Origin of the sequence: Segatella intestinalis (assembly GCF_029348455.1) — a bacterium.
Lineage (GTDB): Bacteria > Bacteroidota > Bacteroidia > Bacteroidales > Bacteroidaceae > Prevotella.
Genome location: NZ_JARJVV010000013.1, coordinates 31,305 through 55,599 on the forward strand (window position 1 = coordinate 31,305; position 24,295 = coordinate 55,599).

At 46.5% G+C, this 24,295-nt stretch carries 22 protein-coding genes; 15 read left to right on the top strand and 7 right to left on the bottom strand.

Annotation, left to right across the window (positions count from 1 at the left end):
• Positions 1 to 50: 50 nt before the first annotated feature.
• The 3 genes from fusA2 to rprY all read left to right on the top strand — a co-directional run bounded on the left by fusA2 (position 51) and on the right by rprY (position 4,767).
• Positions 51 to 2,213, top strand: coding sequence for an elongation factor G2 (fusA2, locus tag P3T48_RS09810; RefSeq protein WP_276506573.1), 2,163 nt, complete (start codon positions 51 to 53; stop codon positions 2,211 to 2,213).
• 233 nt (positions 2,214 to 2,446) lie between these two features.
• Positions 2,447 to 4,006: a sensor histidine kinase gene (locus tag P3T48_RS09815; RefSeq protein ID WP_217757772.1), complete on the top strand. Its 1,560-nt coding sequence runs from the start codon at positions 2,447 to 2,449 to the stop codon at positions 4,004 to 4,006.
• A gap of 62 nt (positions 4,007 to 4,068) precedes the next feature.
• The gene (gene rprY, locus P3T48_RS09820) at positions 4,069 to 4,767 is read left to right on the top strand and encodes a response regulator transcription factor RprY (protein ID WP_158462706.1); all 699 of its coding nucleotides are present in this window, start codon (positions 4,069 to 4,071) and stop codon (positions 4,765 to 4,767) included.
• A 20-nt stretch (positions 4,768 to 4,787) separates the two neighbouring features.
• Here the strand turns inward: rprY and P3T48_RS09825 are convergent, their stop codons facing one another.
• On the bottom strand, positions 4,788 to 4,982 hold the full coding sequence (locus P3T48_RS09825) for a hypothetical protein (protein WP_217757771.1): 195 nt from the start codon (positions 4,980 to 4,982) through the stop codon (positions 4,788 to 4,790).
• 190 nt (positions 4,983 to 5,172) lie between these two features.
• On the opposite strand from P3T48_RS09825, the gene rpsF reads away from it, so the two are divergent.
• From rpsF to P3T48_RS09850, 5 genes are all read left to right on the top strand, one after another.
• On the top strand, positions 5,173 to 5,517 hold the full coding sequence (rpsF, locus tag P3T48_RS09830) for a 30S ribosomal protein S6 (protein ID WP_022251931.1): 345 nt from the start codon (positions 5,173 to 5,175) through the stop codon (positions 5,515 to 5,517).
• 2 nt (positions 5,518 to 5,519) lie between these two features.
• Positions 5,520 to 5,789 (top strand): 30S ribosomal protein S18, encoded by a 270-nt coding sequence (rpsR, locus tag P3T48_RS09835; RefSeq protein WP_158462708.1) that lies wholly within the window; start codon positions 5,520 to 5,522, stop codon positions 5,787 to 5,789.
• A gap of 19 nt (positions 5,790 to 5,808) precedes the next feature.
• On the top strand, positions 5,809 to 6,333 hold the full coding sequence (gene rplI / locus P3T48_RS09840; RefSeq protein WP_158462709.1) for a 50S ribosomal protein L9: 525 nt from the start codon (positions 5,809 to 5,811) through the stop codon (positions 6,331 to 6,333).
• A gap of 209 nt (positions 6,334 to 6,542) precedes the next feature.
• Entirely contained in the window at positions 6,543 to 7,430 is an 888-nt protein-coding gene (gene fabD, locus P3T48_RS09845; protein WP_276506574.1) for an ACP S-malonyltransferase, read from the top strand.
• A 20-nt stretch (positions 7,431 to 7,450) separates the two neighbouring features.
• Positions 7,451 to 9,682, top strand: a complete 2,232-nt coding sequence (locus tag P3T48_RS09850; RefSeq protein WP_276506613.1) for an alpha-amylase family glycosyl hydrolase — start codon at positions 7,451 to 7,453, stop codon at positions 9,680 to 9,682.
• 234 nt (positions 9,683 to 9,916) lie between these two features.
• Here the strand turns inward: P3T48_RS09850 and glyA are convergent, their stop codons facing one another.
• From glyA to P3T48_RS09870, 4 genes are all read right to left on the bottom strand, one after another.
• Complete coding sequence (gene glyA / locus P3T48_RS09855) at positions 9,917 to 11,197, bottom strand: serine hydroxymethyltransferase (RefSeq protein WP_217757767.1); 1,281 nt, start codon at positions 11,195 to 11,197, stop codon at positions 9,917 to 9,919.
• A gap of 185 nt (positions 11,198 to 11,382) precedes the next feature.
• Positions 11,383 to 11,847: an aspartate carbamoyltransferase regulatory subunit gene (gene pyrI / locus P3T48_RS09860; RefSeq protein ID WP_158462712.1), complete on the bottom strand. Its 465-nt coding sequence runs from the start codon at positions 11,845 to 11,847 to the stop codon at positions 11,383 to 11,385.
• A 16-nt stretch (positions 11,848 to 11,863) separates the two neighbouring features.
• Positions 11,864 to 12,811, bottom strand: coding sequence for an aspartate carbamoyltransferase (gene pyrB / locus P3T48_RS09865; protein WP_158462713.1), 948 nt, complete (start codon positions 12,809 to 12,811; stop codon positions 11,864 to 11,866).
• A 200-nt stretch (positions 12,812 to 13,011) separates the two neighbouring features.
• Complete coding sequence (locus tag P3T48_RS09870; protein ID WP_276506575.1) at positions 13,012 to 13,563, bottom strand: nitroreductase family protein; 552 nt, start codon at positions 13,561 to 13,563, stop codon at positions 13,012 to 13,014.
• Positions 13,564 to 13,807: 244 nt separating this feature from the next.
• Here P3T48_RS09870 and P3T48_RS09875 point away from each other — a divergent pair, with 244 nt between their 5' ends.
• The 3 genes from P3T48_RS09875 to P3T48_RS09885 all read left to right on the top strand — a co-directional run bounded on the left by P3T48_RS09875 (position 13,808) and on the right by P3T48_RS09885 (position 17,543).
• Entirely contained in the window at positions 13,808 to 14,515 is a 708-nt protein-coding gene (locus P3T48_RS09875) for an SIMPL domain-containing protein (protein ID WP_276506576.1), read from the top strand.
• 369 nt (positions 14,516 to 14,884) lie between these two features.
• A complete protein-coding gene (locus P3T48_RS09880) occupies positions 14,885 to 16,393 on the top strand; it encodes an oligosaccharide flippase family protein (protein ID WP_276506577.1) in 1,509 nt (502 codons plus the stop codon).
• 112 nt (positions 16,394 to 16,505) lie between these two features.
• Positions 16,506 to 17,543 carry a glycosyltransferase gene (locus P3T48_RS09885; protein WP_276506578.1) on the top strand — a complete coding sequence of 346 codons (1,038 nt, stop codon included), beginning with the start codon at positions 16,506 to 16,508 and terminating at the stop codon, positions 17,541 to 17,543.
• 140 nt (positions 17,544 to 17,683) lie between these two features.
• On the opposite strand, the gene P3T48_RS09890 is transcribed toward P3T48_RS09885, so the two are convergent.
• Both P3T48_RS09890 and P3T48_RS09895 read right to left on the bottom strand, forming a co-directional pair.
• On the bottom strand, positions 17,684 to 18,697 hold the full coding sequence (locus tag P3T48_RS09890) for a GGGtGRT protein (protein ID WP_118080037.1): 1,014 nt from the start codon (positions 18,695 to 18,697) through the stop codon (positions 17,684 to 17,686).
• Between the two features lie 15 nt (positions 18,698 to 18,712).
• Positions 18,713 to 19,414, bottom strand: a complete 702-nt coding sequence (locus tag P3T48_RS09895; RefSeq protein ID WP_158462760.1) for an iron-sulfur cluster assembly scaffold protein — start codon at positions 19,412 to 19,414, stop codon at positions 18,713 to 18,715.
• Between the two features lie 230 nt (positions 19,415 to 19,644).
• Here P3T48_RS09895 and P3T48_RS09900 point away from each other — a divergent pair, with 230 nt between their 5' ends.
• The 4 genes from P3T48_RS09900 to P3T48_RS09915 all read left to right on the top strand — a co-directional run bounded on the left by P3T48_RS09900 (position 19,645) and on the right by P3T48_RS09915 (position 24,211).
• Positions 19,645 to 20,154, top strand: a complete 510-nt coding sequence (locus P3T48_RS09900; RefSeq protein ID WP_158462759.1) for a DMP19 family protein — start codon at positions 19,645 to 19,647, stop codon at positions 20,152 to 20,154.
• A gap of 41 nt (positions 20,155 to 20,195) precedes the next feature.
• On the top strand, positions 20,196 to 20,675 hold the full coding sequence (smpB, locus tag P3T48_RS09905; RefSeq protein WP_022253100.1) for an SsrA-binding protein SmpB: 480 nt from the start codon (positions 20,196 to 20,198) through the stop codon (positions 20,673 to 20,675).
• A 69-nt stretch (positions 20,676 to 20,744) separates the two neighbouring features.
• Positions 20,745 to 23,531 (top strand): methionine synthase, encoded by a 2,787-nt coding sequence (gene metH / locus P3T48_RS09910; RefSeq protein WP_276506579.1) that lies wholly within the window; start codon positions 20,745 to 20,747, stop codon positions 23,529 to 23,531.
• Positions 23,532 to 23,578: 47 nt separating this feature from the next.
• The gene (locus P3T48_RS09915; protein ID WP_276506580.1) at positions 23,579 to 24,211 is read left to right on the top strand and encodes an HAD family hydrolase; all 633 of its coding nucleotides are present in this window, start codon (positions 23,579 to 23,581) and stop codon (positions 24,209 to 24,211) included.
• Positions 24,212 to 24,295: the final 84 nt, after the last annotated feature.

Here is a 24,295-nt window from a genome sequence, read left to right on the forward strand (position 1 = left end):
TTCGCCCTTTTGACAACTTAATGTATAACCCTTATTAAATCTATAGCGTCATGAGAGTATATCAGACAAATGAGATCAAAAACATCGCATTGTTGGGCAGTGCGGGTAGCGGCAAGACTACACTTGCCGAAAGTATGTTATTCGAAGCAGGCATTATCAAGCGTAGAGGCTCTGTAGAAGCGAAGAATACGGTGAGTGACTACTTCCCAGTTGAGTTGGAATACGGCTATTCGGTATTCCCAACTGTTTTTCATGTAGAATGGAACAACAAGAAGCTTAATATCATAGACTGTCCAGGAAGTGATGACTTCGTGGGAGGTGCTATTACTTCGCTCAATGTTACCGATCAGGCTGTGATTCTTATCAATGGTCAGTATGGTCCTGAGGTAGGTACCCAGAATAACTTCCGCTACACAGAGAAGTTGGGCAAGCCTGTCATCTTCCTTGTCAATCAGCTTGATTCTGACAAATGTGACTTCGATAATATCGTGGCTACCATGCACGAAATCTATGGTTCTAAGTGTGTACAGATACAGTATCCTGTCGAGACCGGTTCTGGCTTCAATGCTCTCATTGACGTGCTATTGATGAAGAAATATTCCTGGAAGCCAGAAGGTGGTGCTCCTGTCATTGAGGAGATTCCTGAAGAGGAGATGGACAAGGCCATGGAGTTGCACAAGGCCCTCGTTGAGGCTGCTGCCGAGAATGATGAGGGCTTGATGGAGAAATTCTTCGAGAGTGAAAGTCTTACCGAAGACGAGTTGCGCGAGGGCATCCGTAAGGGATTGGTAACCCGCAGCATCTTCCCCGTGTTCTGCGTTTGTGCAGGAAAAGATATGGGTGTGCGCCGCTTGATGGAATTCTTGGGCAATGTGGTGCCTTTCGTCAGCGAGATGCCAAAGTTGCACAATACCCGTGGTGAGGAGATTACTCCTGATGCTGCTGGTCCTGAAAGCGTTTACTTCTTCAAGACAGGTATGGAGCCACATATCGGTGAGGTAAGCTACTTTAAGGTAATGAGTGGTACGGTGAAGTCGGGTGATGACCTGACCAATGCTGACCGTGGAAGCAAGGAGCGTATCGGACAGCTGTATGCTTGTGCGGGAGCCAATCGTGTTCCTGTCGACAAACTCGAGGCGGGTGATATCGGTTGTACCGTGAAGTTGAAGGACGTGAAGACTGGCAATACGCTGAATGGCAAGGATACAGAGTGGCGTTTCGACTTCATCAAGTATCCTAACTCCAAGTACTCCCGTGCCGTAAAGGCTGTCAATGCTCAGGATACAGAGAAACTGATGGCTGCTCTCTTGAAGATGCGCCAGGAGGATCCTACATGGGTAGTGGAGCAGAGTAAGGAGTTGCGCCAGGTGATCGTGCATGGTCAGGGCGAGTTCCACTTGCGTACATTGAAGTGGCGCCTGGAGAACAATGAGAAGTTGAACATTGTCTTCGGTGAGCCTCGTATTCCTTATCGTGAGACCATTACCAAGAAGGCTCGTGCCGAGTATCGACATAAGAAACAGAGTGGAGGTGCCGGACAGTTTGGTGAGGTTCACCTGATAGTGGAGCCATATGCAGAGGGTATGCCTGATCCAACCTCATTCACCTTCAACGGACAGGAGTTCAAGATGAACATCAAGAGTCGCGAGGAAGTCTCATTGGAGTGGGGTGGTAAGTTGGTATTCCTCAATTCTGTGGTAGGTGGTGCCATTGATGCACGTTTCATGCCTGCTATCCTCAAGGGTATTATGGACTGTATCGAGCACGGTCCTCTGACAGGCAGCTATGCCCGCGATGTGAGAGTTATCGTTTATGATGGCAAGATGCATCCAGTAGACAGTAATGAGTTGTCGTTCATGCTGGCAGCCCGTCATGCTTTCAGCGATGCTTTCAAGCAGGCCGGTCCTAAGATTCTTGAGCCAATATATGATTTGGAGGTTTATGTTCCTGCTGATTTCATGGGCGATGTGATGAGTGACTTGCAGGGCCGCCGTGCTCTTATCATGGGTATGGACAGCGAGGCTGGTTATCAGAAGTTGAGTGCGAAGATTCCGTTGAAGGAACTTTCCAACTACTCTATCTCTCTGAGTTCGCTCACAGGTGGACGTGCTTCTTTCACTACCAAGTTTGCAAGTTACGAGCTTGTTCCTAATGATATTCAGGGCAAGTTGATAGCTGAACACGAGGCAGAATTGGCTAAAGAGGCTGAGTAATAGTTAGTGGAGAAAATAAATAATAAGAAGAAAGAGGACATGCGGATTGTTGCATGTCCTCTTGTTCTTTCTTGTCGAAAGAGTATCTGTAATTACGATAGGCACTTTTGTTGGTTCAGATAAGTGCTTATCAGTAATTATCAAATATTGATATTGTTAATAATATTAAATTACGAATAAATAATTAACGACAATTTGTTAATCGTTTAAGAAATTTGTCTATCTTTGCTGCCATGAAGAAGAAAACAATTTGGACTATTGCCATCATCATGGGCTTTTCGTTCTTGGCTTTGCTTTTCCTTCAACTGAGTTATATTCAGGAGATGGTGAATATGAAGAAAGAACAGTTTGACGAGTCGGTCAACAGAGCCCTGTATCAAGCTTCAAGAAACTTGGAGTTGAACGAGACGTTGCGCTATTTGGAGAAAGACGTCAATGAGACTGAGCGCAGAGCCACTCGGAAAGACTCTGTGGGTACAAGGAGCGGGCAGCTTGATGGTACAGTTCAGCATTCACATCAGTATTCGGTGACAGGTAAGGACGGCACTGTCTATTCTTCTTTCGAACTGAAGACCATAGCTACCAATCCTGCTCAGATGCCAAAGGCCATGATTCTGCGAAGCGACAAGAACTCCTTGCACGAGACCCAGAAGTCCTTGCAGGAGATTGTCAAGAATAGATATGTTTACCAGAAGGCGTTGCTCGACGAAGTGGTTTACTCCATTCTCTATTCGGCGTCAGACAAGCCTTTGAAGGAACGCATCAACTTCAAACAGCTCGACCAGGACCTCAAGGCGGAAATGATGAATAATGGTATCAACATTCCTTATCATTTCACGGTGAGCACACAGGATGGACGCGAGGTTTATCGTTGTCCTGACTTTTCAGAAGAGGGTGAGGAATACAGCTATTCGCAAGTATTGTTCCGCAATGATCCTCAGTCTAAGATGGGAGTTGTGAAGGTGCATTTCCCTGACATGAACAGTTATATCTTCTCGAGTGTGCGCTTCATGATACCAAGTATCATCTTTACATTGGTGTTGCTGATCACCTTCATCTTCACCATTGTGGTAATATTCCGACAGAAGCGTTATACGGAGATAAAGAACGACTTTATCAACAATATGACACATGAGTTGAAGACGCCTATAGCCAGCATCAGTCTGGCTGCCCAAATGCTCAACGACTCTTCGGTATCAAAGAGCGAACAGATGCAGAAACACTTGGGTACGGTCATCAATGACGAGTCAAAGCGACTGCGCTTCCTGGTAGAGAAGGTTTTGCAGATGAGTATGTTCGACCGCAAGAAGGCTGTGTTCAAGAAGAAGGAACTTGACCTTAACGAGATGGTGGAGAATATAGCCCATTCGTTCTCATTGCGTGTAGAGCATACGGGCGGAAAGGTGTATACCGATATCGAGGCAGTGGATTCCTCTATCTATGTAGATGAGGTACATTTCCAAAATGTAATCTTCAACCTGATGGATAATGCTGTGAAGTATCGCAAACCAGGTGAGGCGCTCGATATCACGATGAAGACGTGGAACGACGATCAGCATCTATATCTCTCCATCACAGATACGGGCTTGGGTATGAAGAAAGAGAATCTGAAGAAGATTTTTGATAAGTTCTACCGTGTTCATACAGGTAATGTCCACGATGTGAAGGGCTTCGGTCTGGGTCTGGCTTATGTAAAGAAGATAGTAGATCTTCATGATGGTGAGATCAAGGTGGATAGCGAGTATGGAAAGGGAACAACCTTTACTATCAAGCTGCCTGTGATTCATGATTGATAAAATAATGTGATTCATGATTGATAAAATAAACAGAATATTAATATTAAAGCTATAAGATTATGGAAGAGACAATTAAGATTTTGCTTTGCGAGGACGATGAGAACTTGGGTATGTTGCTTCGCGAGTATTTATTGGCAAAGGGATATGATACAACTTTGTGCCCCGATGGTGAGGCTGGTTACAGAGAGTTTACCAAAGGCAAGTTTGATATTGCCGTGCTCGACGTGATGATGCCAAAGAAGGACGGCTTCACCTTGGCACAGGAGATTCGTCAGGCTAATGCCGATATTCCAATCATCTTCTTGACAGCCAAGACACTGAAGGAAGATATCCTCGAAGGTTTCAAGATTGGTGCCGATGATTATATCACTAAGCCTTTCTCTATGGAAGAGTTGGTGCTCCGTGTAGAGGCTATCCTTCGTCGAGTACGTGGTAAGAAGAATAAGGAGTCAACTCTGTACCACATTGGTAAGTTTACTTTCGATACCCAGAAGCAGTTGCTTTCTGCAGGTGAGAAGCAGACTAAGTTGACCACCAAGGAGAATGAACTGTTGGCATTGCTCTGTTCTCATGCCAATGAGATTCTGCAGCGTGACTTTGCCCTGAAGACAATCTGGATAGACGACAACTACTTCAATGCTCGCTCTATGGATGTATATATCACCAAGTTGCGCAAGCACCTGAAAGATGATCCACAGATTGAGATTATCAACATCCATGGTAAGGGTTATAAGCTGATTACTCCTAACGAGGAATAAGTAATTTCTCAGTCACTAAGCTAAGGCTTTTGCTTGAGCGAATATACATATCCTGCTGTTCCTGCGACAATGAAAAAGAGTCCGGCGAACAGCAGGATGTTGTTTTTGATACCAAAGACGAAACTGGCAGCAAGCATGAGTACCCCCAGTACGATAAATGTCATACCCATGGATAAAAGTGCAGGCAAAAGTTGCTTGATTTTGTTTATTTTCATTATTTCAGTCCTCTTTTTATGATTTAATAACCAATGAATTAAATATTTTCGGCAAAATTACAAAAAATATTTGGTTATTTGAATAAAAAGTAGTAATTTTGCACCGCATTTCGTGGAAGAGGTGTTTTTTAGACACGGAATCTGTGGGTGCAACAATTTATTTAATAACATTTTAATTATCAAAAGTAGTATGAATCAATACGAAACCGTTTTCATTTTGACTCCCGTTTTGTCTGATGAACAGATGAAGGAAACGGTCGCTAAGTTCAAGAAGCTGCTCACCGATAACGGTGCTGAGATTTTGAATGAAGAGGCTTGGGGTTTGAAGAAGTTGGCTTACAACATTGAGAAGAAGACATCAGGCTTCTACAACTTGATTGAGTTCAAGGCTGAACCAACTTTGATTAACAAGCTCGAGACTGGCTATCGCCGCGACGAGAAAGTTATTCGTTACATGACTGTTAAACTTGAAAAGTATGCAGCACAGTACGCCGAGAAGCGTCGTGCTAAGCTTGGTAAAAAAGAGGAGGCTTAATCATGGCAGATCAGAAATCAGAAATCCGTTATTTGACCGCTCCTTCTATCGACACAAAGAAGAAGAAGTATTGCCGTTTCAAGAAGAGCGGTATTAAGTATATCGACTATAAGGATCCAGAGTTCTTGAAGAGATTCTTGAACGAGCAGGGTAAGATTCTTCCACGTCGTATCACAGGTACATCTTTGAAGTATCAGCGCCGTGTAGCACAGGCTGTTAAGCGTGCTCGCCAGATCGCTTTGCTTCCTTACGTAACCGATTTGATGAAGTAATTTAAGGAGGAAAAGATTAATGGAAATTATACTTAAGCAAGATATTATCGGTCTTGGATACAAGAACGATATCGTGAATGTAAAGAGTGGTTACGGTCGTAACTTCCTCATTCCTACAGGTAAGGCTGTTATCGCTTCAGCATCTGCTAAAAAGCAGTTGGCTGAGGATTTGAAGCAGCAGGCTCACAAGCTCGAGGCTATCAAGGCTGAGGCTGTTAAGAAGGGTGAGGCTCTCAATGACGTAGTTCTTACTATTGCCGCTAAGGTGAGCGCAACAGGTCAGCTTTATGGTTCTGTTAACGCCGCTACTGTAGCTGAGGAGCTCGCAAAGAAGGGTATCGAGGTAGATCGTAAGATCATCACTATGAAGGATGCCAAGAAGATTGGTGAGTACGAGGCAACTGTTCACTTCCACAAGGAAGTTGAAATCAAGGTTCCTGTTATCGTTGTAGCAGAAAATGCTCCTGTTGCTGCTCCTGCAGTAGAGGAGGCTCCTGCTGTTGAGGCTGCTCCTGCTGAGGAGGAGGCTCCTGCAGCTGAGTAATCTCACCGACTTTTTAGTACGATATTTTTTCGCACTGTAAAGCATATTAATATAAAAATCCCATCTGCCCTCAGGCATTTGGGATTTTTTTGTTTTTTCTCTTTTAAGTGTCATTTTTTTATTGTATCTTTGCACCCGATTATTATTCAGCATTTTGCAGGATATTATCATCGTAACATTTGTAACAAACTAAATAGATAAAACAAGAAATGAAAGCATTTGTTTTCCCAGGTCAGGGTTCTCAGTTCGTAGGAATGGGTAAGGACCTTTATGACAACAATTCTTTGGCAAAAGAACTCTTTGATAAGGCCGATGAGATTCTCGGTTTCAAGATTACTGATATTATGTTTGCCGGTACCGACGACCAGTTGAAGGAGACCAAGGTTACTCAGCCTGCCGTGTTCCTCCATTCTGTTATCTCAGCCCTCTGCTTGGGTGATGAGTTCCAGCCTGCTATGGTGGCTGGTCACTCTCTGGGTGAGTTCTCTGCCCTCGTTGCTGCAGGTGCTATGGCTTTTGAGGATGGTTTGAAGTTGGTTGCTGCTCGTGCCAATGCGATGCAGAAAGCTTGCGAGGCCAATCCCGGTACCATGGCTGCTATCATCGGTTTGCCAGATGAGAAGGTTGAGGAGGTCTGTGCAGAGGTAAGCACTGAGGGTAATGTGGTAGTTGCTGCCAACTATAACTGTCCTGGTCAGCTTGTTATTTCAGGTAATGTAGACGCTATCAATGCAGCCTGCGAGAAGTTGAAGGCTGCTGGTGCCAAGCGAGCTCTGCCTTTGAAGGTAGGTGGCGCTTTCCACTCTCCATTGATGCAGCCTGCCAAGGACGAGCTTCAGGCTGCTATCGAGAAAACAACTTTCTCGGCTCCTAAGTGTCCTGTTTACCAGAATGTAGACGGCAAGCCTCATACCGATCCTGCTGAGATTCAGCAGAACCTCATTGCCCAGCTTACCAGCTCTGTTCGTTGGACTTCTTCTGTTCAGGCAATGATTGCTGATGGTGCTGATGACTTTACTGAGTGTGGTCCTGGCAAGGCTTTGCAGGGCATGATTGGCCGTATCAATAAGACAGTAGCTTCTCACGGTATTGCTTAATATCAGGTCATAGCCGCGTGATGAAAGAAAAAGTCGTTATTTATCAAGTTCTTCCACGTCTTTTCCGCAATGCCAATATTACCCGTAAGGAAAATGGTACGATAGATGAGAATGGATGTGGAAAACTTAACAACTTCAATGACGCAGTATTAGCCCGTATCCATGATATGGGCTTTACTCATATTTGGTATACGGGAGTCATTCGCCATGCCACACAGACCGATTACTCTTCTTTCGGCATTCCAGTACAGCATGCCGAGGTGGTGAAAGGAAAGGCTGGTTCACCTTATGCCATTACCGACTATTATGACGTCGATCCTGATCTGGCAGAGAATGTCAGCATGAGAATGACGGAATGGGAGAGTCTTATCGAGCGCACTCACAAGGCTGGTATGAAGGTCATCATGGACTTTGTGCCCAATCATGTGGCTCGTGAGTATCATTCCATTCGCAAACCAGCAGGTGTACGAGATCTTGGAGAAGATGATGACAAGAACATGCACTTCTCTACGCGCAATAATTTCTATTATACTTGGGGTGATCTGGACCTGAACGATGTTCGTTGCTCCAAACCCGAGTTCAAGGCTTTCTCTTCCAAAGAAGCCAAGATATACGAACCCTATCATGAGAGTCCAGCCAAGGCAACAGGCAACGGCCGCTTTGACAACCATCCGGGTAGAAACGACTGGTATGAGACGGTGAAACTCAACTATGGAGTGGATTATTGTGATGCCGGCGGCCGCAGCTATCATTATGAGCCAGTGCCCAGTACCTGGGGCAAGATGACTGACATCTTGTTGTTCTGGGCAAGCAAGGGTGTCGACGGATTCCGTTGTGACATGGCTGAGATGGTGCCTTGCGCCTTCTGGTCGTATGCCACTCAGATACTGAAAGCCCGTTACCCGGAAGTGATTGTCATAGGTGAGGTGTACGATCCCAACCAGTATCGCAACTACGTGAAGGCTGGTTTTGATTACCTCTATGACAAGGTGGGTATGTATGACTGTCTGCGTGCTGTAATCCGTGGAGAACGTCCTGCTGCCAGTATCACCCACGAATGGCAGGTGGTCGACGATATACGTGAGCATATGCTCTATTTCCTGGAAAATCATGACGAGCAGCGTATTGCCAGCGATTTCTTCTGTGGTGATGCACGTAAGGCGCTGCCGGCAGCAGCTATGAGTCTTTTCTTCCAGAAGAATCCTTTTATGGTCTATAGTGGACAGGAGTTTGGAGAAAAGGGAATGGACAAAGAGGGATTCAGTGGGGTAGATGGCAGAACGACCATCTTCGACTATTGGTCGCCCGCGACTTTGTCGCATGCCTACGACACGCTCGTTGCCTCGAAACCAAGAGGCTGCAAGCCTGCCACACCTCATAAGGAATGGTGTACAGCAGAGCAGAAGGAGCTTGCCTTGCATTATCGCAAGATGCTCAGACTTGCCAATGAGGAACGTGCCATCCGTGAGGGAGATACTTTCGATCTCATGTATGTCAATGCCATTTCCGAGCATTTCGACCCTCGTTCTCAGTTTGCCTTTCTCCGCAAGAAGGATGAGGAAGTGCTCTTGGTGGTACTCAACTTCTCGACAGAGTCATGCCTGTTGGGTGTTACCATTCCGGCTCATGCCTTCGACTTCTTCCATATCACAGAGGAAGAGGTGATGGCTACAGAGCTCTGGACTGGTGACAAGAAGAAGGTAGAACTTAAGAAAGACGGACGTTTCCCAGTGGCTGTTGAGCCTTATGGAGTAAGAATCTATAAATTCAATGTCAAGATGGAAGAGAGTGAGTTTATTTTGAATGAGCATCACAAGGAAGAGTTTCCTCCTGCTCATACGGCAGAGCATCTGCTCAATCAGTTGATGGTTCGTATGTTCTCATGCGAGCGCAGTCGCAATGCTCATATTGAGCGAAAGAAAAGCAAGATGACCTTTGTCGTTGACCACAAACCTTCGCGTCAGGAAGAGAAGGCGATAGAAACCGAGATGAATCGGTTGATAGCGCTTGATATGCCAGTGACCTATGAGTTTGTTGATCGCGACCATATTCCTGCCGATGTGAAACTCGACCGATTGCCAGAGGATGCCAGCGAGACTTTGCGTCTGGTGCGTATAGGCGATTACGATGTGTGTCCTTGCATAGGCAAGCATGTACGCTCTACGGCACAGATAGGTAAGTTTGTGATGCTCGGTACCAATTGGGACGAGGCATCTCATTCCTTGCGTATCCGCTTCAAGATTGTACAGTAATTCGGAGTGTGATAAAATACATTGGCCTGTGTGTAGAAACACAATAGGCTTCGTTGTCCAACGCAATGGGCTTCGTTGCCCAACGCAATGGGCTTCGTTGCCCAACGAAGGTACTTACGTTCTTGGGGTATAAGTCCGTGCAGGTACCGGCACTCATTTTATAAAAAGCAAATAAAAAAAGTTGCGAGGGTAATCTCGCAACTTTTTTATCTTTTAGTATATTTGATTCTTTGATTAGTATGCAAACAGAGGATAGTCCTTCATGGTTGCATTTACCTTCTCGCGTACACGAGCAATTACCTTCTCGTCCTCAGGAGCATTCAGAACCTCTTCGATGAGCTCGGCAATGAGGTGCATCATATCCTCTTTGGCGCCACGGGTTGTCATGGCTGCAGTACCCAGGCGGATACCACTTGTCTGGAAGGCAGAGCGAGTGTCGAATGGTACCATGTTCTTGTTGACGGTAATATCAGCAGCAACAAGGGCATTCTCTGCCACCTTACCTGTCAAGTCAGGATACTTGCTTCTCAGGTCTACCAGCATAGAGTGGTTGTCGGTACCACCACTAACGATTCCGAAACCACGTCCGATGAGGTCGTCGGCCAATACTGCAGCATTCTTTTTCACCTGTGTGGCATATTCTTTCCATGAAGGCTGGAGGTTCTCGTTGAAGGCTACAGCCTTGGCAGCGATAACGTGCTCCAATGGACCACCCTGCTGACCTGGGAATACGGCAGAGTTGAGCAACATACTCATTTTCTTTACCTCGCCCTTCTTGGTGGTATAGCCCCAAGGATTGTCGAAGTCCTTACCCATGAGAATGATACCTCCACGAGGACCACGGAGAGTCTTGTGTGTGGTAGAAGTTACGATGTGTGCATATTTCAATGGGTTGTCGAGCAATCCTGCTGCGATAAGACCAGCAGGGTGAGCCATGTCGATCATTAACAAGGCACCCACCTCGTCGGCAATCTTGCGCATGCGGGCATAATCCCACTCACGGCTATAGGCACTGCCGCCACCGATAATCAACTTAGGTTTGTTTTCGAGAGCCAACTTCTCCATCTCGTCATAGTCTACACGACCAGTTTCCTTGTTGAGGTTGTAGCCGATAGGGCGATAGAGGATACCAGATGTATTAACGTGGCTGCCATGTGAAAGGTGTCCGCCGTGGTCAAGGTTCAGTCCCATGAATGTGTCGCCGGGCTTCAGCACAGCGAGCAGTACGGCAGCATTGGCCTGTGCTCCAGAGTGAGGCTGAACATTGGCATACTCTGCACCGAAGACTTTCTTTACGCGCTCGATGGCAAGGTTCTCTACGATATCTACCACTTGGCAACCGCCATAGTAACGTTTGCCAGGGAGTCCCTCAGCATACTTGTTGGTAAGGTAAGAACCCATAGCGTTCATTACCTCTTCACTCACAAAGTTCTCGGAAGCAATCAGCTCCATACCTTTCAGCTGACGCTGATGTTCTCTTTCGATCAAGTCGAAAATCTCTTGGTCTTTTTCCATTGAATCTCTATATTATTAGTCGTTTTATGCTTGATTCAGCTTATATTTTAGATTTGTACTGCAAAAATAAGCAATATAGTTGTAATAGCCAAATAATAAAAGCTATTTTGAGTCTATTTGCTTACTTTTTGTCGTTTTTATACAAAAACAGGCTTCTAACTGTTATGTTAGAAGCCTGTTTTATGTTATTTGCAAAGTTCTACCTTTCCGAGTTGCTGCTCCTTGTCGCAGTAGTGGCAGCGTATTATGCCCAATGCGGCATCCACGGTGTGGAAGACTGTAGCCATAGGCTCGTTGTTGGTGATGCACTTGGGGTTGTTGCATTTCACGATTCCCTTCAGTGTATCAGGAGTCTTCACTGTCTTCTTTTCAACGATTTCGTAGTCCTTGATAATACTCAGACCGATGTTTGGAGCTACTACCGAGAGACGGTTGATCTCTTCGTCGGTAAAGAATTTGTTGGCAACCTTGATAATGCCCTTCTTGCCGATTTTCTTGGAAGGGAGGTTGTAGCCGATGGTGACAGGTGTCTCCATTTTCTCTAATTGCAGGAGGTTGACTACCTGATAGGTTTTTTCGGCTGGTATATGGTCGATAACGGTTCCGTTCTCGATAGCGGCAACCACAAGTTGATTCTTATTGTTTCCCATAATTAAACTCTAAACATTATTCAATAATAGTCTTGTCGTTCTTGATGTCGTCGAGCGTGATGCCGAGGCAATGGCAGAAGATGGCCTCTCGTGCATAGAGTCCGTTCTGTGCCTGCTGTATGTAGTAAGCGTGTGGGTCGTCATCCACATCGTATGCTATCTCGTTGACACGTGGCAGCGGGTGCATGATTTTCATGTTCTCCTTGGCCTTGGCGAGCATACTGCGTTTCAGAATATACACGTTCTTTACGCGCTCGTATTCCATCAGGTCGCTGAAGCGTTCCTTCTGGACGCGTGTCATATAGAGGATGTCGGCTCCTGCTATCACGTCTTCGTTGAAGTCTTCGTGCTCCACATATTTGATTCCATGATGGTCGCAGTAGAGTTTGTACTCTTGTGGCATGGCCAGCTCCTTTGGTGCGATGAAGTGGAAGGTTGGGTTGAAGTGGCGCATGGCAGTGATGAGCGAGTGTACTGTTCTGCCATATTTCAAGTCGCCCACGAGATAGATATTCAGATTCTCGAGTGTTCCCTGTGTCTTGTAGATGGAGTAGAGGTCGAGCAGGCACTGTGATGGATGCATGTGGGCTCCGTCTCCAGCATTGACAATAGGCACTGGTGCCACCTCGCTGGCATACTGTGCAGCTCCCTCTATGTAGTGGCGCATGGCAATGATGTCGGCATAGTTGCTCACCATGAGGATGGTGTCTTTCAGTGTCTCGCCCTTGGTGGTACTTGATGTCTTGGCATCAGAGAAGCCTATGACACGGGCACCGAGGCGGTTGGCTGCAGTTTGAAAACTAAGTTGTGTACGGGTGGATGGTTCGAAGAAAAGGGTTGCAACAACCTTTCCCTTCAACAGTTCCCTGTTGGGATGCTTTTCGAACTCTTGCGCCATCTGCAGGAGGTATTCTATCTTCTCCTTCGACAGGTCTGCAATCGTCACAAAATTATGTTTTTCCATTTGAATTTTGTTTGAATGTTCTGAAATCGCCTCCAAAGTTACATATATTTTTTTATTTATGTGCTATTCACCTAAAAAGTTTTAGGTTATTTTGCACAAACCTTTATTATTCTACTACCATTTTCTTTCCGTTGTGGATGTAGATGCCTTTCTGTGTAGGACATTCTTCTCCCACTTTCTGACGTAATGTTGTTAGATTCTTATAGAAATGATTTGGGCTGATGGTTGTATCCGTTCAGCGAGATATTCGCTTCGTCCCATTTGTCTTTGGCTGCCGTTTTCTTCTTGGGATAACCGATAATGATAGTGTTCAGCGGTATCAAGTTGCTGGGCAGTGCCAACAGCTCTTGCATTCCCCTGTAACGTTCCTCAAGAGGGTAGAGGGCGGTCCATACAGCACCCAGATCGAGGGCATTTGCCATCAGGAGGAGGTTCTCTGTAGCTGCAGAACAGTCCTGGATCCAGAACTCCTGTTCCGTACCTTCAAGGGTTTTGTTTAAGTCGCCACAGACAACAATGGCAAGTGGAGCTTCCTTTGCCATGCTGGCATATGGACTGAAATGAGGAATCTGATCGAGTAACTTCCTGTCGTCTATCACAGCAAAGTGCCAGGGCTGTTTGTTACAAGCCGAGGGTGCTGCCATGGCTGCATGCAACAACATCTCTACTTTCTCCGACTCAACAGGTTGGTCGAGAAAGCTTCGCACGGAAGTACGGCTCATGATATTGTCGAATATTTCTTTTTGATTCATTTTCTCAGTGTTTAGAATTCCTTTTGCAAAGTTACACAGAATAATCGATATAGTAGGCGGTTGCTGCTGTTTTTTCTGATGGTTTTCATCTAAGATGCAGATTTTAGATTATTATAACACATTAAAATACTTGGATATCAGTTGTTTTGTGTAATTTTGTGAAAATAAAGTGAGTGCCTCAAAAACTGTCGCAGCTTCTTGAGGCGTTAGGAAACAGTAAGTAAAACTTAATAACAAAGAAAACATGAATGTCAATGCAGGTATCAAGCAAGCAGCAATCTTAGCCATCGGCATCATTGCGCTTGGATTTTGTATCAAGTCGGGCTTGGAGGGTCTGGCAGGTAAGGACCGCAAAGTAGTGGTTAAGGGTTTGGCAGAAAAGGAGGTGGAAGCCGACAAGGTGACATGGCCTATCCTGTCGAAGGAGATAGGCAATGACCTGCCCCAGTTGTATCAGACCATCAACCATACGACGAGTACCATTCGCCAGTTCCTGTTGGCTAATGGCGTGAAGGCAGAAGAGATCAATGTCAATGCTCCTGTGGTGATCGACCTGAATGCCGAGCGATATGGAGAAAACAAGAATCCTTATCGTTACAACATAACTTCCATCATCACTGTTACGTCGAATAATGTGAAGCTTGTCCGCTGTCTTATAGCCCGTCAGGGGGAATTGCTCCAGAAGGGAATCGCCATTGTGGATGGAGGTTACGACAATCCTGTGAAATATGAGTTTGTGGCTTTCCGCAAGATGAAGCCCAAGATGATGCAGGAGGCGATAGAGAATGCTGAGCAGACCGCCGAGCAGTTTGCCAAGAACAGCAAGAGTAAGATCGACAAGATTATGAATGCAGACCAGGGACAGTTCTCCATCGACGACCGCGACTCGAATACTCCTTATATTAAAAAGGTAAGGGTTGTGACTACTGTCACCTATTCGCTGAAAGATTAACGAAGCAACAGCATCTGTTGCTTCCTTCCTTAGTCATCATTGATGTCAGGCATTGGTCATCAATGATGACTCATTTATATTATATTTTGAATGTACACATGCGTGCGCGTACATTATGTTTATTTTTTTCATTCATTAAAGTTAGTTGTAATTCAATACCTAAGTTCTGGATAATATTGATTCCGCAGGCGTAATGCCATAAGATTCTTGTTATCGACGTATTGCTATAAAAAATATTGCTGTCCGCTAAAACTTTTCATACAAAATAAATTAGGAGGGTGCGTCACAGACTTATGACACACCCTCTAATGATTCTATATTGTTCTTCTCTTTCAAGCAATAAAACGGAGACGATTGCGTTTTTAATATATGATAAAAGAAAAGAAAGACGATAGTTATTCACATATACTAAAATATACAGGCATCTTTGGCGGGGTGCAGGGATTGAATATCCTCATGAGCGTGGTGCGCAACAAACTGGTGGCCATCATCCTTTGTCCGGAGGGTATGGGATTGATTTCGCTTTTCAATTCCAGCATCAAACTGGTGTCTGATTCTACTAACCTGGGGCTTAGCATGAGTGCAGTGCGCGAGGTTTCGGAGGCTTACGAACATGGGGATGAGGAAAGACTCAATCACATCGTAAGTCTGGTACGCTTGTGGAGTTTCCTCACAGCATTGTTCGGTATGCTGATTTGCATTATCTTCAGTCCGTTTCTCAATCGCTTTACCTTTTCCTGGGGCGATCATACACTTCATTTTATCCTCCTTTCTCCAGTGGTTGCCATGATGGCGATAACCGGAAGCGAATTGGCCATCCTCAAAGGAACCCGTCGCCTGAAATCGCTGGCGGTAATTTCCGTATATGGTGTGATAGGGGCGCTGATTACCTCCATCCCGCTGTTCTACATCTGGGGAGAATCGGCCATTGTTCCATCCATTGCTTTCGTGGCTCTGTTGCAGATGGTGCTCACCTGCTGCTATTCGTTCCGTCTTTTTCCTGCATTCTTCGCCATGAGGTTTTCGCGCATCAAGTTGCTCTTAGGCGAAGGTCTCGGCATGGTTCGCTTGGGCATTGCCTTCATCCTGGCAGGAATCCTGGGCAGTGGGGCTGAGTTTGCCGTACGTTCCTACCTAAGCTATACTGGCGGACTGGATATGGTGGGATTTTACAATACGGGATTTATGATGACCATGACTTATGCCGGAATGGTTTTTCAGGCAATGGAGACTGATTATTTCCCTCGTCTTTCAGCCATAGAAGGCACTGGTATTGAGCTTAATTCCTTGGTTAATAAGCAGATAGAGGTTTCGTTACTATTGGCTTCTCCATTGCTTTCCGTCTTTATCCTGGCGAGTCCCTTGATTCTTCATTTGCTTTTCAGTGCCAAGTTCCTGCCGGTAGTAGGCATGATGAAGATAGCGCTGATGGCGATGTATTTCCGTGCCATCACCCTCCCGATAGAATACATCACGCTTTCGAAAGGTGATTCGAAATCCTATCTCTTCCTGGAGGCGCTGTACGATGTACTGCTCATTGCTCTGGTTATTTTGGGTTTCAGACTCTGGTCTCTTGAGGGAACGGGAATTGCCCTGTTTTTACTCGGCATTATCAATCTCGTAGTGGTATTGGGGTTCATGCATTACCGTTATCATTACCGCCCATCCCGTCAGGTAGTAGTTTATTTCGCAGCACAGATGCTTCTTGGCATTTTCATCTATTGGGCTTCTTGCCTTGAAAATCCGGTCATGAGCTGGGGCATCGGCGGTCTGGCTTGTCTGGCCAGTCTTGCCTTCTCCCTGAAGGTTCTGCATTCCAAGACCAAGCTTTGGAACAGTCTGGTGCTCAAGGTAAAGAGTAAATTGAAGAAGAAATAATAGGAAGGAGGATTTGCGAAGATTTTTTTTCAGAGTCTTTTGCGAAGAAGTATAAAAGTTAGAACTGAAATTTAAGATTTGATGATATATGGCGGTAAAGGTTTCAATATTAATGGCGGTTTACAATACTGCCCCATATTTGCCTCAGAGTCTGGATTCCTTATTGAACCAGACCATGGGTGACTTTCAAGTAATTTGCGTGGATGATGCTTCTACCGATGATTCCCTGAAAGTTTTGGAATCCTATGCGCGTCGTGACTCCCGTATCGAAGTAATTTCTCTTGCCGAGAATCATGGACAGGCATTTGCCCGCAACCAGGGATTAAAGTGTGCCCAGGGAAGCTATATTTGTTTCCTGGATAGTGATGATTGGTTGGGAAAGGATGCCTTGCAGCAGATTGTATCAGCCTTTGAGAAGGATGATACCATAGATAGTGTTCTCTTCAGATGTCGCTATTATTATTCAGCGGATAGGATAGAGGAGTATCCTATGCCGGTTTTTGAGAAGAAAGGAACGGGACCTTCATCTTCTGAATCTTCCGATGAAGCAAGCCCGATAGCCTTATCGGGCGAACAGGCTTTCGAACTGAGTCTTACCTGGAAGATTCACGGTGTCTATGCGGTAAAGACTTCCATCCATCAGAAATTCCCGTACGACGATTCAGCACGCACCTACAGTGATGACAATACCACCCGTCTTCACTATCTTGCTTCTCGCAAGGTGGTGGCATGTGGCGGAGAGTATTTTTATCGTCAGCATGCAGCCTCTGTGACTCATCAGGTTTCATCTCGCCGTTTCGATTATCTGAAGGCGAACACCAGTATGATGGCGGAGTTGCGCAGACAGAAAGTCTCTTCTCATCTGCTGGATGTTTATGAGAACGAACGCTGGAAGAATGTGGTTGGTGTTTACCTCTTTTATTGGCAGCATGCGCACGAGTTGCCGGAAGAGGATAGGAGGGAAGGACTTCGAATCATCCGCAACTCTTGGAAGTCTATCGATTTCAGAATGATATTTCCGAATAATAAGAACAAGTTGGGTTTTTTATCCTGCAGAAGTTCCTTGCTTCCCGAAGCAATCTGCTGGCATCTCTTCCGTCTTCAGGCAAATCTCTATTTCGTATTAAAAAAGTTTTCGGGAAAACTATAAGAAATATCTTCATAAACTGGAAGCGTCATTTTCCCAGAGCAATCTCTTTGGAAAATATATCGGAAAAGAAGCTAAATAAAAAAAACCTTGGAATTCAAATTGAATCCCAAGGCTTTATTTATTTTGTTATCTCAAAGAAATTACTTCTTGTTGATAGCGAGGTCGATAGCTACGGCGATAGCTACAGTAGCACCTACCATTGGGTTGTTACCCATACCGAGGAAGCCCATCATCTCTACGTGAGCAGGAACTGAAGAAGAACCTGCAAACTGAGCATCAGAGTGCATACGGCCCATAGTATCAGTCATACCGTATGAAGCAGGACCAGCAGCCATGTTGTCTGGGTGCAAAGTACGACCTGTACCACCACCAGAAGCTACTGAGAAATATGGCTTGCCAGCGGCAATACGCTCCTTCTTATAAGTACCGGCTACTGGGTGCTGGAAACGTGTAGGGTTGGTAGAGTTACCTGTGATAGATACGTCTACGTCCTCGCTCCAGTTGATAGCAACACCCTCACGTACGTCGTCAGCACCATAGCAGTTAACCTTAGCACGTGGGCCATCGCTGTAAGCGATACGGTTAACAACCTTCAACTCACCTGTGTAGTAGTCGAACTTGGTCTGTACGTATGTGAAACCGTTGATACGGCTGATAATCTGAGCAGCGTCCTTACCCAAACCGTTGAGGATAACGCGCAATGGGTTCTTACGAACCTTGTTAGCCATCTCAGCGATCTTGATAGCACCCTCAGCAGCAGCGAAAGACTCGTGACCTGCCAAGAAAGCGAAGCACTGTGTCTCCTCGCGGAGCAGACGGGCAGCCAAGTTACCATGACCGAGACCTACCTTACGGTCATCGGCAACAGAACCAGGGATGCAGAAAGCCTGCAGACCGATACCGATAGCCTCAGCAGCGTCGGCAGCTGTCTTGGCACCTTTCTTGATGGCGATAGCAGCACCGGCTACATACGCCCACTTAGCGTTCTCGAAGCAGATACGCTGAGTGTCTTCACACATCTGATAAGGATCAACACCTGCGTCCTCGCAGATTTGATTAGCCTCTTCCAAGCTCTTGATACCGTTAGCATTCAGAGCTGCAAGAACTTGCTTTTCGCGACGTTCCTGACTTTCGTAACTTACTTTTCTAATCATATCTGTATCTCCTTATTATTCTTTACGTGGATCAATTGCTTTAACAACACCCTGCTCAGCAGTTGTACGACCATAGCTGCCAGTGAACTTCTTGACAGCCTCGTTGGCGTCCATACCGTTCTTGATAGCCTCCATCATCTTGCCGAGGTGTACATACTCATAACCACAAACCTGGCTGTCCTTGTCGAGGAACTGCTTTGTGATGTAACCCTCTGTCAACTCAAGGTAACGTGTACCCTTAGCTACTGTACCATAGAGAGTACCAGTCTGTGAACGAAGACCCTTACCCAAGTCCTCAAGACCAGCGCCGATAACAAGACCGCCCTCAGAGAAAGCGCTCTGGCTACGACCGTAAACAATCTGGAGGAAGAGCTCGCGCATAGCTGTGTTGATAGCGTCGCAAACGAGGTCGGTGTTCAATGCTTCAAGGATAGTCTTACCTGGAAGAATCTCAGAAGCCATAGCTGCTGAGTGAGTCATACCAGTACAACCGATAGTCTCAACGAGAGCCTCCTGGATGATACCGTCCTTGATGTTGAGTGACAATTTACAAGCACCCTGCTGAGGTGCACACCAACCCACACCGTGGGTGTAACCAGAGATGTCCTTGATCTCTTTTGCCTGAATCCATTTTCCCTCCTCAGGAATTGGAGCTGGTCCGTGGTTAGGACCCTTAGCGACAACGCACATGTTGTCTACTTCTTTAGAATAGATCATATTCGCTAAATTTTTTATATTAGTATATAAAATGTTTGAATACATTCATTATGACGGAATGTCTGACGTAAGACACAGAATTCCGACCACAAAAGTACGATTTTTTTTACGAAAAGGGGCAAATTATATATTCTTTTTAACTCTTTAAACTCATTTTTTCGGATTTTCTTTGGTTTGTGCGCTTTTTGGTGTATCTTTGCAAACTGAAAATTGCAATTTTTAATGATTATATGACGCAGGTTAAGATAAATGACAGTGTGCTGCGCAAAGCGGCAGAGGCAGGTATGGACGAGTTTGTGCAGGCTTTTGTGGATGCCATCAGAAACGCTTTGGGCGGTGAGCTCAATGCGCAGAACATGGCTGAGCTCAACAGTGACCAGATTACACTCTTGGCATGGGACGTGCTGCATCAGGAGATGATGGACGGAGGAATGGTACAGCTCATACACAATGGTTATGGAGGTTTTATCTTCAAGAATCCTACCGACAAGGCGTTCCGTAACTGGGGGGTCGCAGGACTGTACAAACTTATCAACAAGGCCCACAAGTGTTATAACTTGGCCCACGAGGACATAGAGCGCGACATGAGCGACGAGGAGTTCATGGCTCTCTATGAGAAGTATCCGTTCTTTGATGATTTCGACGATGATTTCGTTGAGAACGAGGAGCAGTGGACTGCTCAGGTGGCTTGTTATATCGACGAGCATATTGAACTTTTCGCCACCGTGGAGGAGAAGTAGTGCGCCTGCGTGAATATATTTTTGAAAAAGGAGAGGATATAATGAATAAGCAAGAACAAGAGCTCCGCAAGAAGAGCCCTGTGCAGATAAGAAACAAGAAGGCGTCGTTTGAGTATTTTTTTGTCGACACCTATACTGCTGGCATCGTGCTCACTGGTACAGAAATCAAGTCGATAAGAGGTGGTAAAGCTTCTTTGGTAGACTGTTACTGCGATTTCTATAATGGAGAGCTGTGGGCTAAGGGCATGAATATTTCACCTTATTTCTATGGTTCGTTCGGTAACCATGAGGCACGTCGTGACCGCAAGTTGCTTCTCAACAAGCGTGAGTTGCGCCGTCTGGAAGAAGATGCCAAACAGCCAGGCTTCACCATTGTACCTACCCTCATCTTCATCGACGACCATGGCCGTGCCAAGGTCGACATCGCTCTGTGCAAGGGTAAGAAGGAGTATGACAAGCGTCAGACCCTGAAGGAGAAGGAAGACAGAAGAGAAATGGACAGGGCTATCAAGCACTTCTAACATTTAGTGAAGCGTAAATAACGACAAGTGAAAAATCCAATAGTATAAGAGGGTAACACATTATTATATATGGGGCATATCAACAGACTGAAGGAGCAATGTGGCAGGAAAATACTGATTCTCGACGGTGCCATGGGCACGGAGATACAGAAATACAATCTTACTGAGGAAGACTTCAGGGGAGAGAGGTTTGCCGACGTGCCCGGACAGATGAAAGGCAATAATGACGTGCTGAACCTGACTCGTCCTGATGTCATCTCTGACATATACAGGCGCTATTTAGAGGCAGGAGCCGACATCATCTCTGCCAACACCTTCTCTTCGCAGCGTATCTCGCAAGCCGACTATCATCTGGAGGACTATGCCCGCGAGATGGCTTACCAGGGCGCAAGGTTGGCAAGGATACAGGCAGATCAGTTCTCTACACCCGATAAACCAAGATTTGTGGCAGGCGATGTGGGACCCACCAACAAGACGTGTTCCATGAGTCCTGATGTGAGCAATCCTGCTGCGCGCGACATCACTTACGACGAACTCTTCGACGACTGCTGCGAACAGATAGACGGCCTGATAGAGGGAGGGGTGGATGTGATCCTCATCGAGACGGTTTTCGATACGCTCAACTGCAAGGCAATGATAGACGCAGCCTTCACGATGATGAAGAAACGTGGCGTGGAGTTGCCTGTGATGGTGAGTCTCACCGTTAGCGACTTGGCAGGAAGAACCCTCAGCGGACAGACGATAGAGGCTTTCCTTGCCAGTCTGTCGCCTTATCCTATCTTCTCGGTAGGCATGAACTGTGCCTTCGGCGCCCCGCAGATGAAGCCTTTCATAGAGCGTATGGGAAAGATTGCACCTTATTATATTAGTGCGCATCCCAATGCCGGACTGCCCAACGAGATGGGTGCCTACGACGAGACACCTGAAAGTATGGCGCCCCAGATTGCCGAGTTTATCGACGAAGGACTGGTCAATATCATTGGTGGATGCTGTGGTACTACGCCCGATTTCATAGCCCGATATGCGCAGATGGCAGAGGGAAAGAAACCTCATGTCGTAACCCAGCGACCACAGTATATGTGGCTATCAGGTCTCGACCTGCTGCAGGTGGATGATCATGTACATGCGCCGATAGACAGCTCACGTTTTGTCAATGTGGGTGAACGGTGCAATGTGGCAGGAAGCCGGAAGTTCCTGCGACTTATCAATGAGAAGAGTTATGAGGAAGCCCTCGGTATAGCCCGCAAGCAAGTAGCTGACGGGGCCGCTGTGGTAGACGTCAATATGGACGACGGATTGCTTGATGCCAAGGCCGAGATGGTGAATTTCCTCAATATGATAGCTGCCGAGCCCGAGATTGCCAAAGTGCCTATCATGATCGACTCGTCCAAATGGGATGTCATCACTGACGGTCTGAAGTGTTGTCAGGGCAAGTGTATCGTCAACTCCATATCGCTCAAGGAGGGCGAGGAAGTGTTTGTCGCTCATGCCAAGGATGTGCTCAGATACGGAGCCGCCTGTGTAGTGATGTGCTTTGACGAGGTAGGACAGGCCACAACCTTTGAGCGCAGAATAGAGATAGCCGAGAGGGCTTACCATATATTGGTGGATCAGGTGGGGATGAACCCGCTTGATATCATCTTCGATCCTAACGTGCTCGCCATTGCCACAGGTATGGAGGAGCACGACAACTACGCTGTCGACTTCATACGGGCCACCGAGTGGATAACAACTCATCTGCCCGGAGCTCATGTCAGCGGAGGTGTGAGCAACCTGTCGTTCTCTTTCCGCGGAAACACCTATATACGTGAGGCTATCCACTCTGTGTTCCTGCATTATGCTCAGCAGAAGGGTATGGACTTCGGTATCGTCAATGCCAAGGCGCGGATGGACTATCACAAGATTCCCAAGGAACAGCTGGACATCATCGAGGATGTGGTGCTCAACCGCCGTAAGGGCGCTTACGAAGACCTCATCGAACTGGCTGCCGAGATCAAGGAGAAAGCCGATGCTGCAAAAGCTGCCAAGGCTGGGGGAGCAACCGCACCTAAGCCTGCTGCGCCAGAGTGGAGAAAGGACAGCGTAGAGAACCGCTTGAAGTATGCCTTGCGCAAAGGCATATCCGACTTCCTGCAGGTCGATATCGACGAGGCATTGGGTAAATATCCTCATGCCGTCAATGTGATAGAAGGGCCGCTGATGGATGGCATGAACGAGGTGGGCGAACTCTTTGGCGAGGGCAAGATGTTCCTGCCACAGGTGGTGAAGACTGCCCGTACCATGAAGGCTGCCGTGTCTATACTTCAGCCGCATATAGAGGCAGAGAAGGAAGGCGGATCGTCGAAGGCTGGCAAGGTGGTCTTGGCAACGGTGAAAGGCGACGTACATGATATCGGAAAGAATATCGTGGCAGTGGTGATGTCGTGCAACAACTACGATGTGGTAGATCTCGGGGTGATGGTGCCTGCCGAGCAGATAGTAAGAAAAGCTGTTGAGGAAAAAGCAGATGCCGTCGGACTGAGCGGACTCATCACTCCCTCGCTCGAGGAAATGGTGCATGTGGCTCAACAGATGCAGAATGCAGGATTGCGGCTTCCCATCATGGTGGGAGGAGCCACTACCAGCGAGATGCATGTGGCTCTGAAGATAGCTCCCGTGTACGACGGCCCCGTGGTATGGGTGAAGGATGCCAGTCTGAATGCCGGTATCTGTGCCCGTTTGTTCGGTAAAGACGGTGCAGCCTATGAGGCGGAACTGAAGCGGCGATACGAGCAGCTCAGACAGAAATATCATGAGCAGCAGGCCCGTTTGGGAAGTCTGCAGGAAGCCCGCGAGAATAAGCTTAACCTGTTTTGAAAGAGAGGAAACAGCAGTTTTGAAACAACAATAACATATCAGGATAAATGATACAGACAATTATTTTCGACTTCGGTGGCGTGATCGCTACCCTCGACGGCGATGAAGCCAAGAAACGTTTTAGCGACTTAGGAGTCGCTGATGTAGACCGCGTACTCGACCCCTATCGCCAGCAAGGCTTCTTTGGCGATTTGGAAGAAGGCAAGATAGGAGAGGAGGAATTTCGCCGAAAGTTGGGCGAGATGTGTGGTCGCGAACTTACCTTCGATGAGGTGAGGCATTGTTGGCTGGGCTATATGAAAGAGCTTCCGTTCTATAAGTTGGATGCCCTGAAGAAGTTGCGTCGTAAGGGTTTTCGTGTCGTTATGCTCTCCAATACCAATCCTTATGTCATGGATTGGGCTGAGAGTCCGGAGTTCTCTGGCGATGGCCATTCTGTCGATTATTATTTCGATTCTATGTATCGCAGTTATGAGATGGGCTGTATGAAGCCCGACGAGATGTTCTTCCGTCGTGTGTTGGCTCAGGAGCACATCCTTCCCGAAGAGACACTCTTCGTCGACGATGGTCCACGCAACTGTGCGGCAGCAAGCGAGTTGGGGATAAATACCTATTGTCCTGCCAATGGTGCCGACTGGACAGATGAGATATACAAATTTCTGACTGCCGGCTTACGATAATGACTTCGAAGGTCAAGAAAGTAAGTTTTATGGCAAAATGTTGGGCAATTTAAAAAAAAGATTGTACTTTTGCATTTGCAAAAT

Bases quoted from the DNA above. Each gene is read 5' to 3' on its own strand.
- fabD (WP_276506574.1), top strand. From the start codon at position 6,543: ATGAAAGCATTTGTTTTCCCAGGTCAGGGTTCTCAGTTCGTAGGAATG.
- P3T48_RS09895 (WP_158462760.1), bottom strand. From the start codon at position 19,414: ATGATCTATTCTAAAGAAGTAGACAACATGTGCGTTGTCGCTAAGGGT.
- metH (WP_276506579.1), top strand. From the start codon at position 20,745: ATGGGGCATATCAACAGACTGAAGGAGCAATGTGGCAGGAAAATACTG.
- P3T48_RS09885 (WP_276506578.1), top strand. From the start codon at position 16,506: ATGGCGGTTTACAATACTGCCCCATATTTGCCTCAGAGTCTGGATTCC.
- rpsF (WP_022251931.1), top strand. From the start codon at position 5,173: ATGAATCAATACGAAACCGTTTTCATTTTGACTCCCGTTTTGTCTGAT.
- glyA (WP_217757767.1), bottom strand. From the start codon at position 11,197: ATGGAAAAAGACCAAGAGATTTTCGACTTGATCGAAAGAGAACATCAG.
- P3T48_RS09900 (WP_158462759.1), top strand. From the start codon at position 19,645: ATGACGCAGGTTAAGATAAATGACAGTGTGCTGCGCAAAGCGGCAGAG.
- rprY (WP_158462706.1), top strand. From the start codon at position 4,069: ATGGAAGAGACAATTAAGATTTTGCTTTGCGAGGACGATGAGAACTTG.
- P3T48_RS09875 (WP_276506576.1), top strand. From the start codon at position 13,808: ATGAATGTCAATGCAGGTATCAAGCAAGCAGCAATCTTAGCCATCGGC.
- pyrI (WP_158462712.1), bottom strand. From the start codon at position 11,847: ATGGGAAACAATAAGAATCAACTTGTGGTTGCCGCTATCGAGAACGGA.
- P3T48_RS09825 (WP_217757771.1), bottom strand. From the start codon at position 4,982: ATGAAAATAAACAAAATCAAGCAACTTTTGCCTGCACTTTTATCCATG.
- P3T48_RS09880 (WP_276506577.1), top strand. From the start codon at position 14,885: ATGATAAAAGAAAAGAAAGACGATAGTTATTCACATATACTAAAATAT.
- P3T48_RS09870 (WP_276506575.1), bottom strand. From the start codon at position 13,563: ATGAATCAAAAAGAAATATTCGACAATATCATGAGCCGTACTTCCGTG.
- P3T48_RS09850 (WP_276506613.1), top strand. From the start codon at position 7,451: ATGAAAGAAAAAGTCGTTATTTATCAAGTTCTTCCACGTCTTTTCCGC.
- P3T48_RS09815 (WP_217757772.1), top strand. From the start codon at position 2,447: ATGAAGAAGAAAACAATTTGGACTATTGCCATCATCATGGGCTTTTCG.
- rpsR (WP_158462708.1), top strand. From the start codon at position 5,520: ATGGCAGATCAGAAATCAGAAATCCGTTATTTGACCGCTCCTTCTATC.
- P3T48_RS09890 (WP_118080037.1), bottom strand. From the start codon at position 18,697: ATGATTAGAAAAGTAAGTTACGAAAGTCAGGAACGTCGCGAAAAGCAA.
- rplI (WP_158462709.1), top strand. From the start codon at position 5,809: ATGGAAATTATACTTAAGCAAGATATTATCGGTCTTGGATACAAGAAC.
- pyrB (WP_158462713.1), bottom strand. From the start codon at position 12,811: ATGGAAAAACATAATTTTGTGACGATTGCAGACCTGTCGAAGGAGAAG.
- P3T48_RS09915 (WP_276506580.1), top strand. From the start codon at position 23,579: ATGATACAGACAATTATTTTCGACTTCGGTGGCGTGATCGCTACCCTC.
- fusA2 (WP_276506573.1), top strand. From the start codon at position 51: ATGAGAGTATATCAGACAAATGAGATCAAAAACATCGCATTGTTGGGC.
- smpB (WP_022253100.1), top strand. From the start codon at position 20,196: ATGAATAAGCAAGAACAAGAGCTCCGCAAGAAGAGCCCTGTGCAGATA.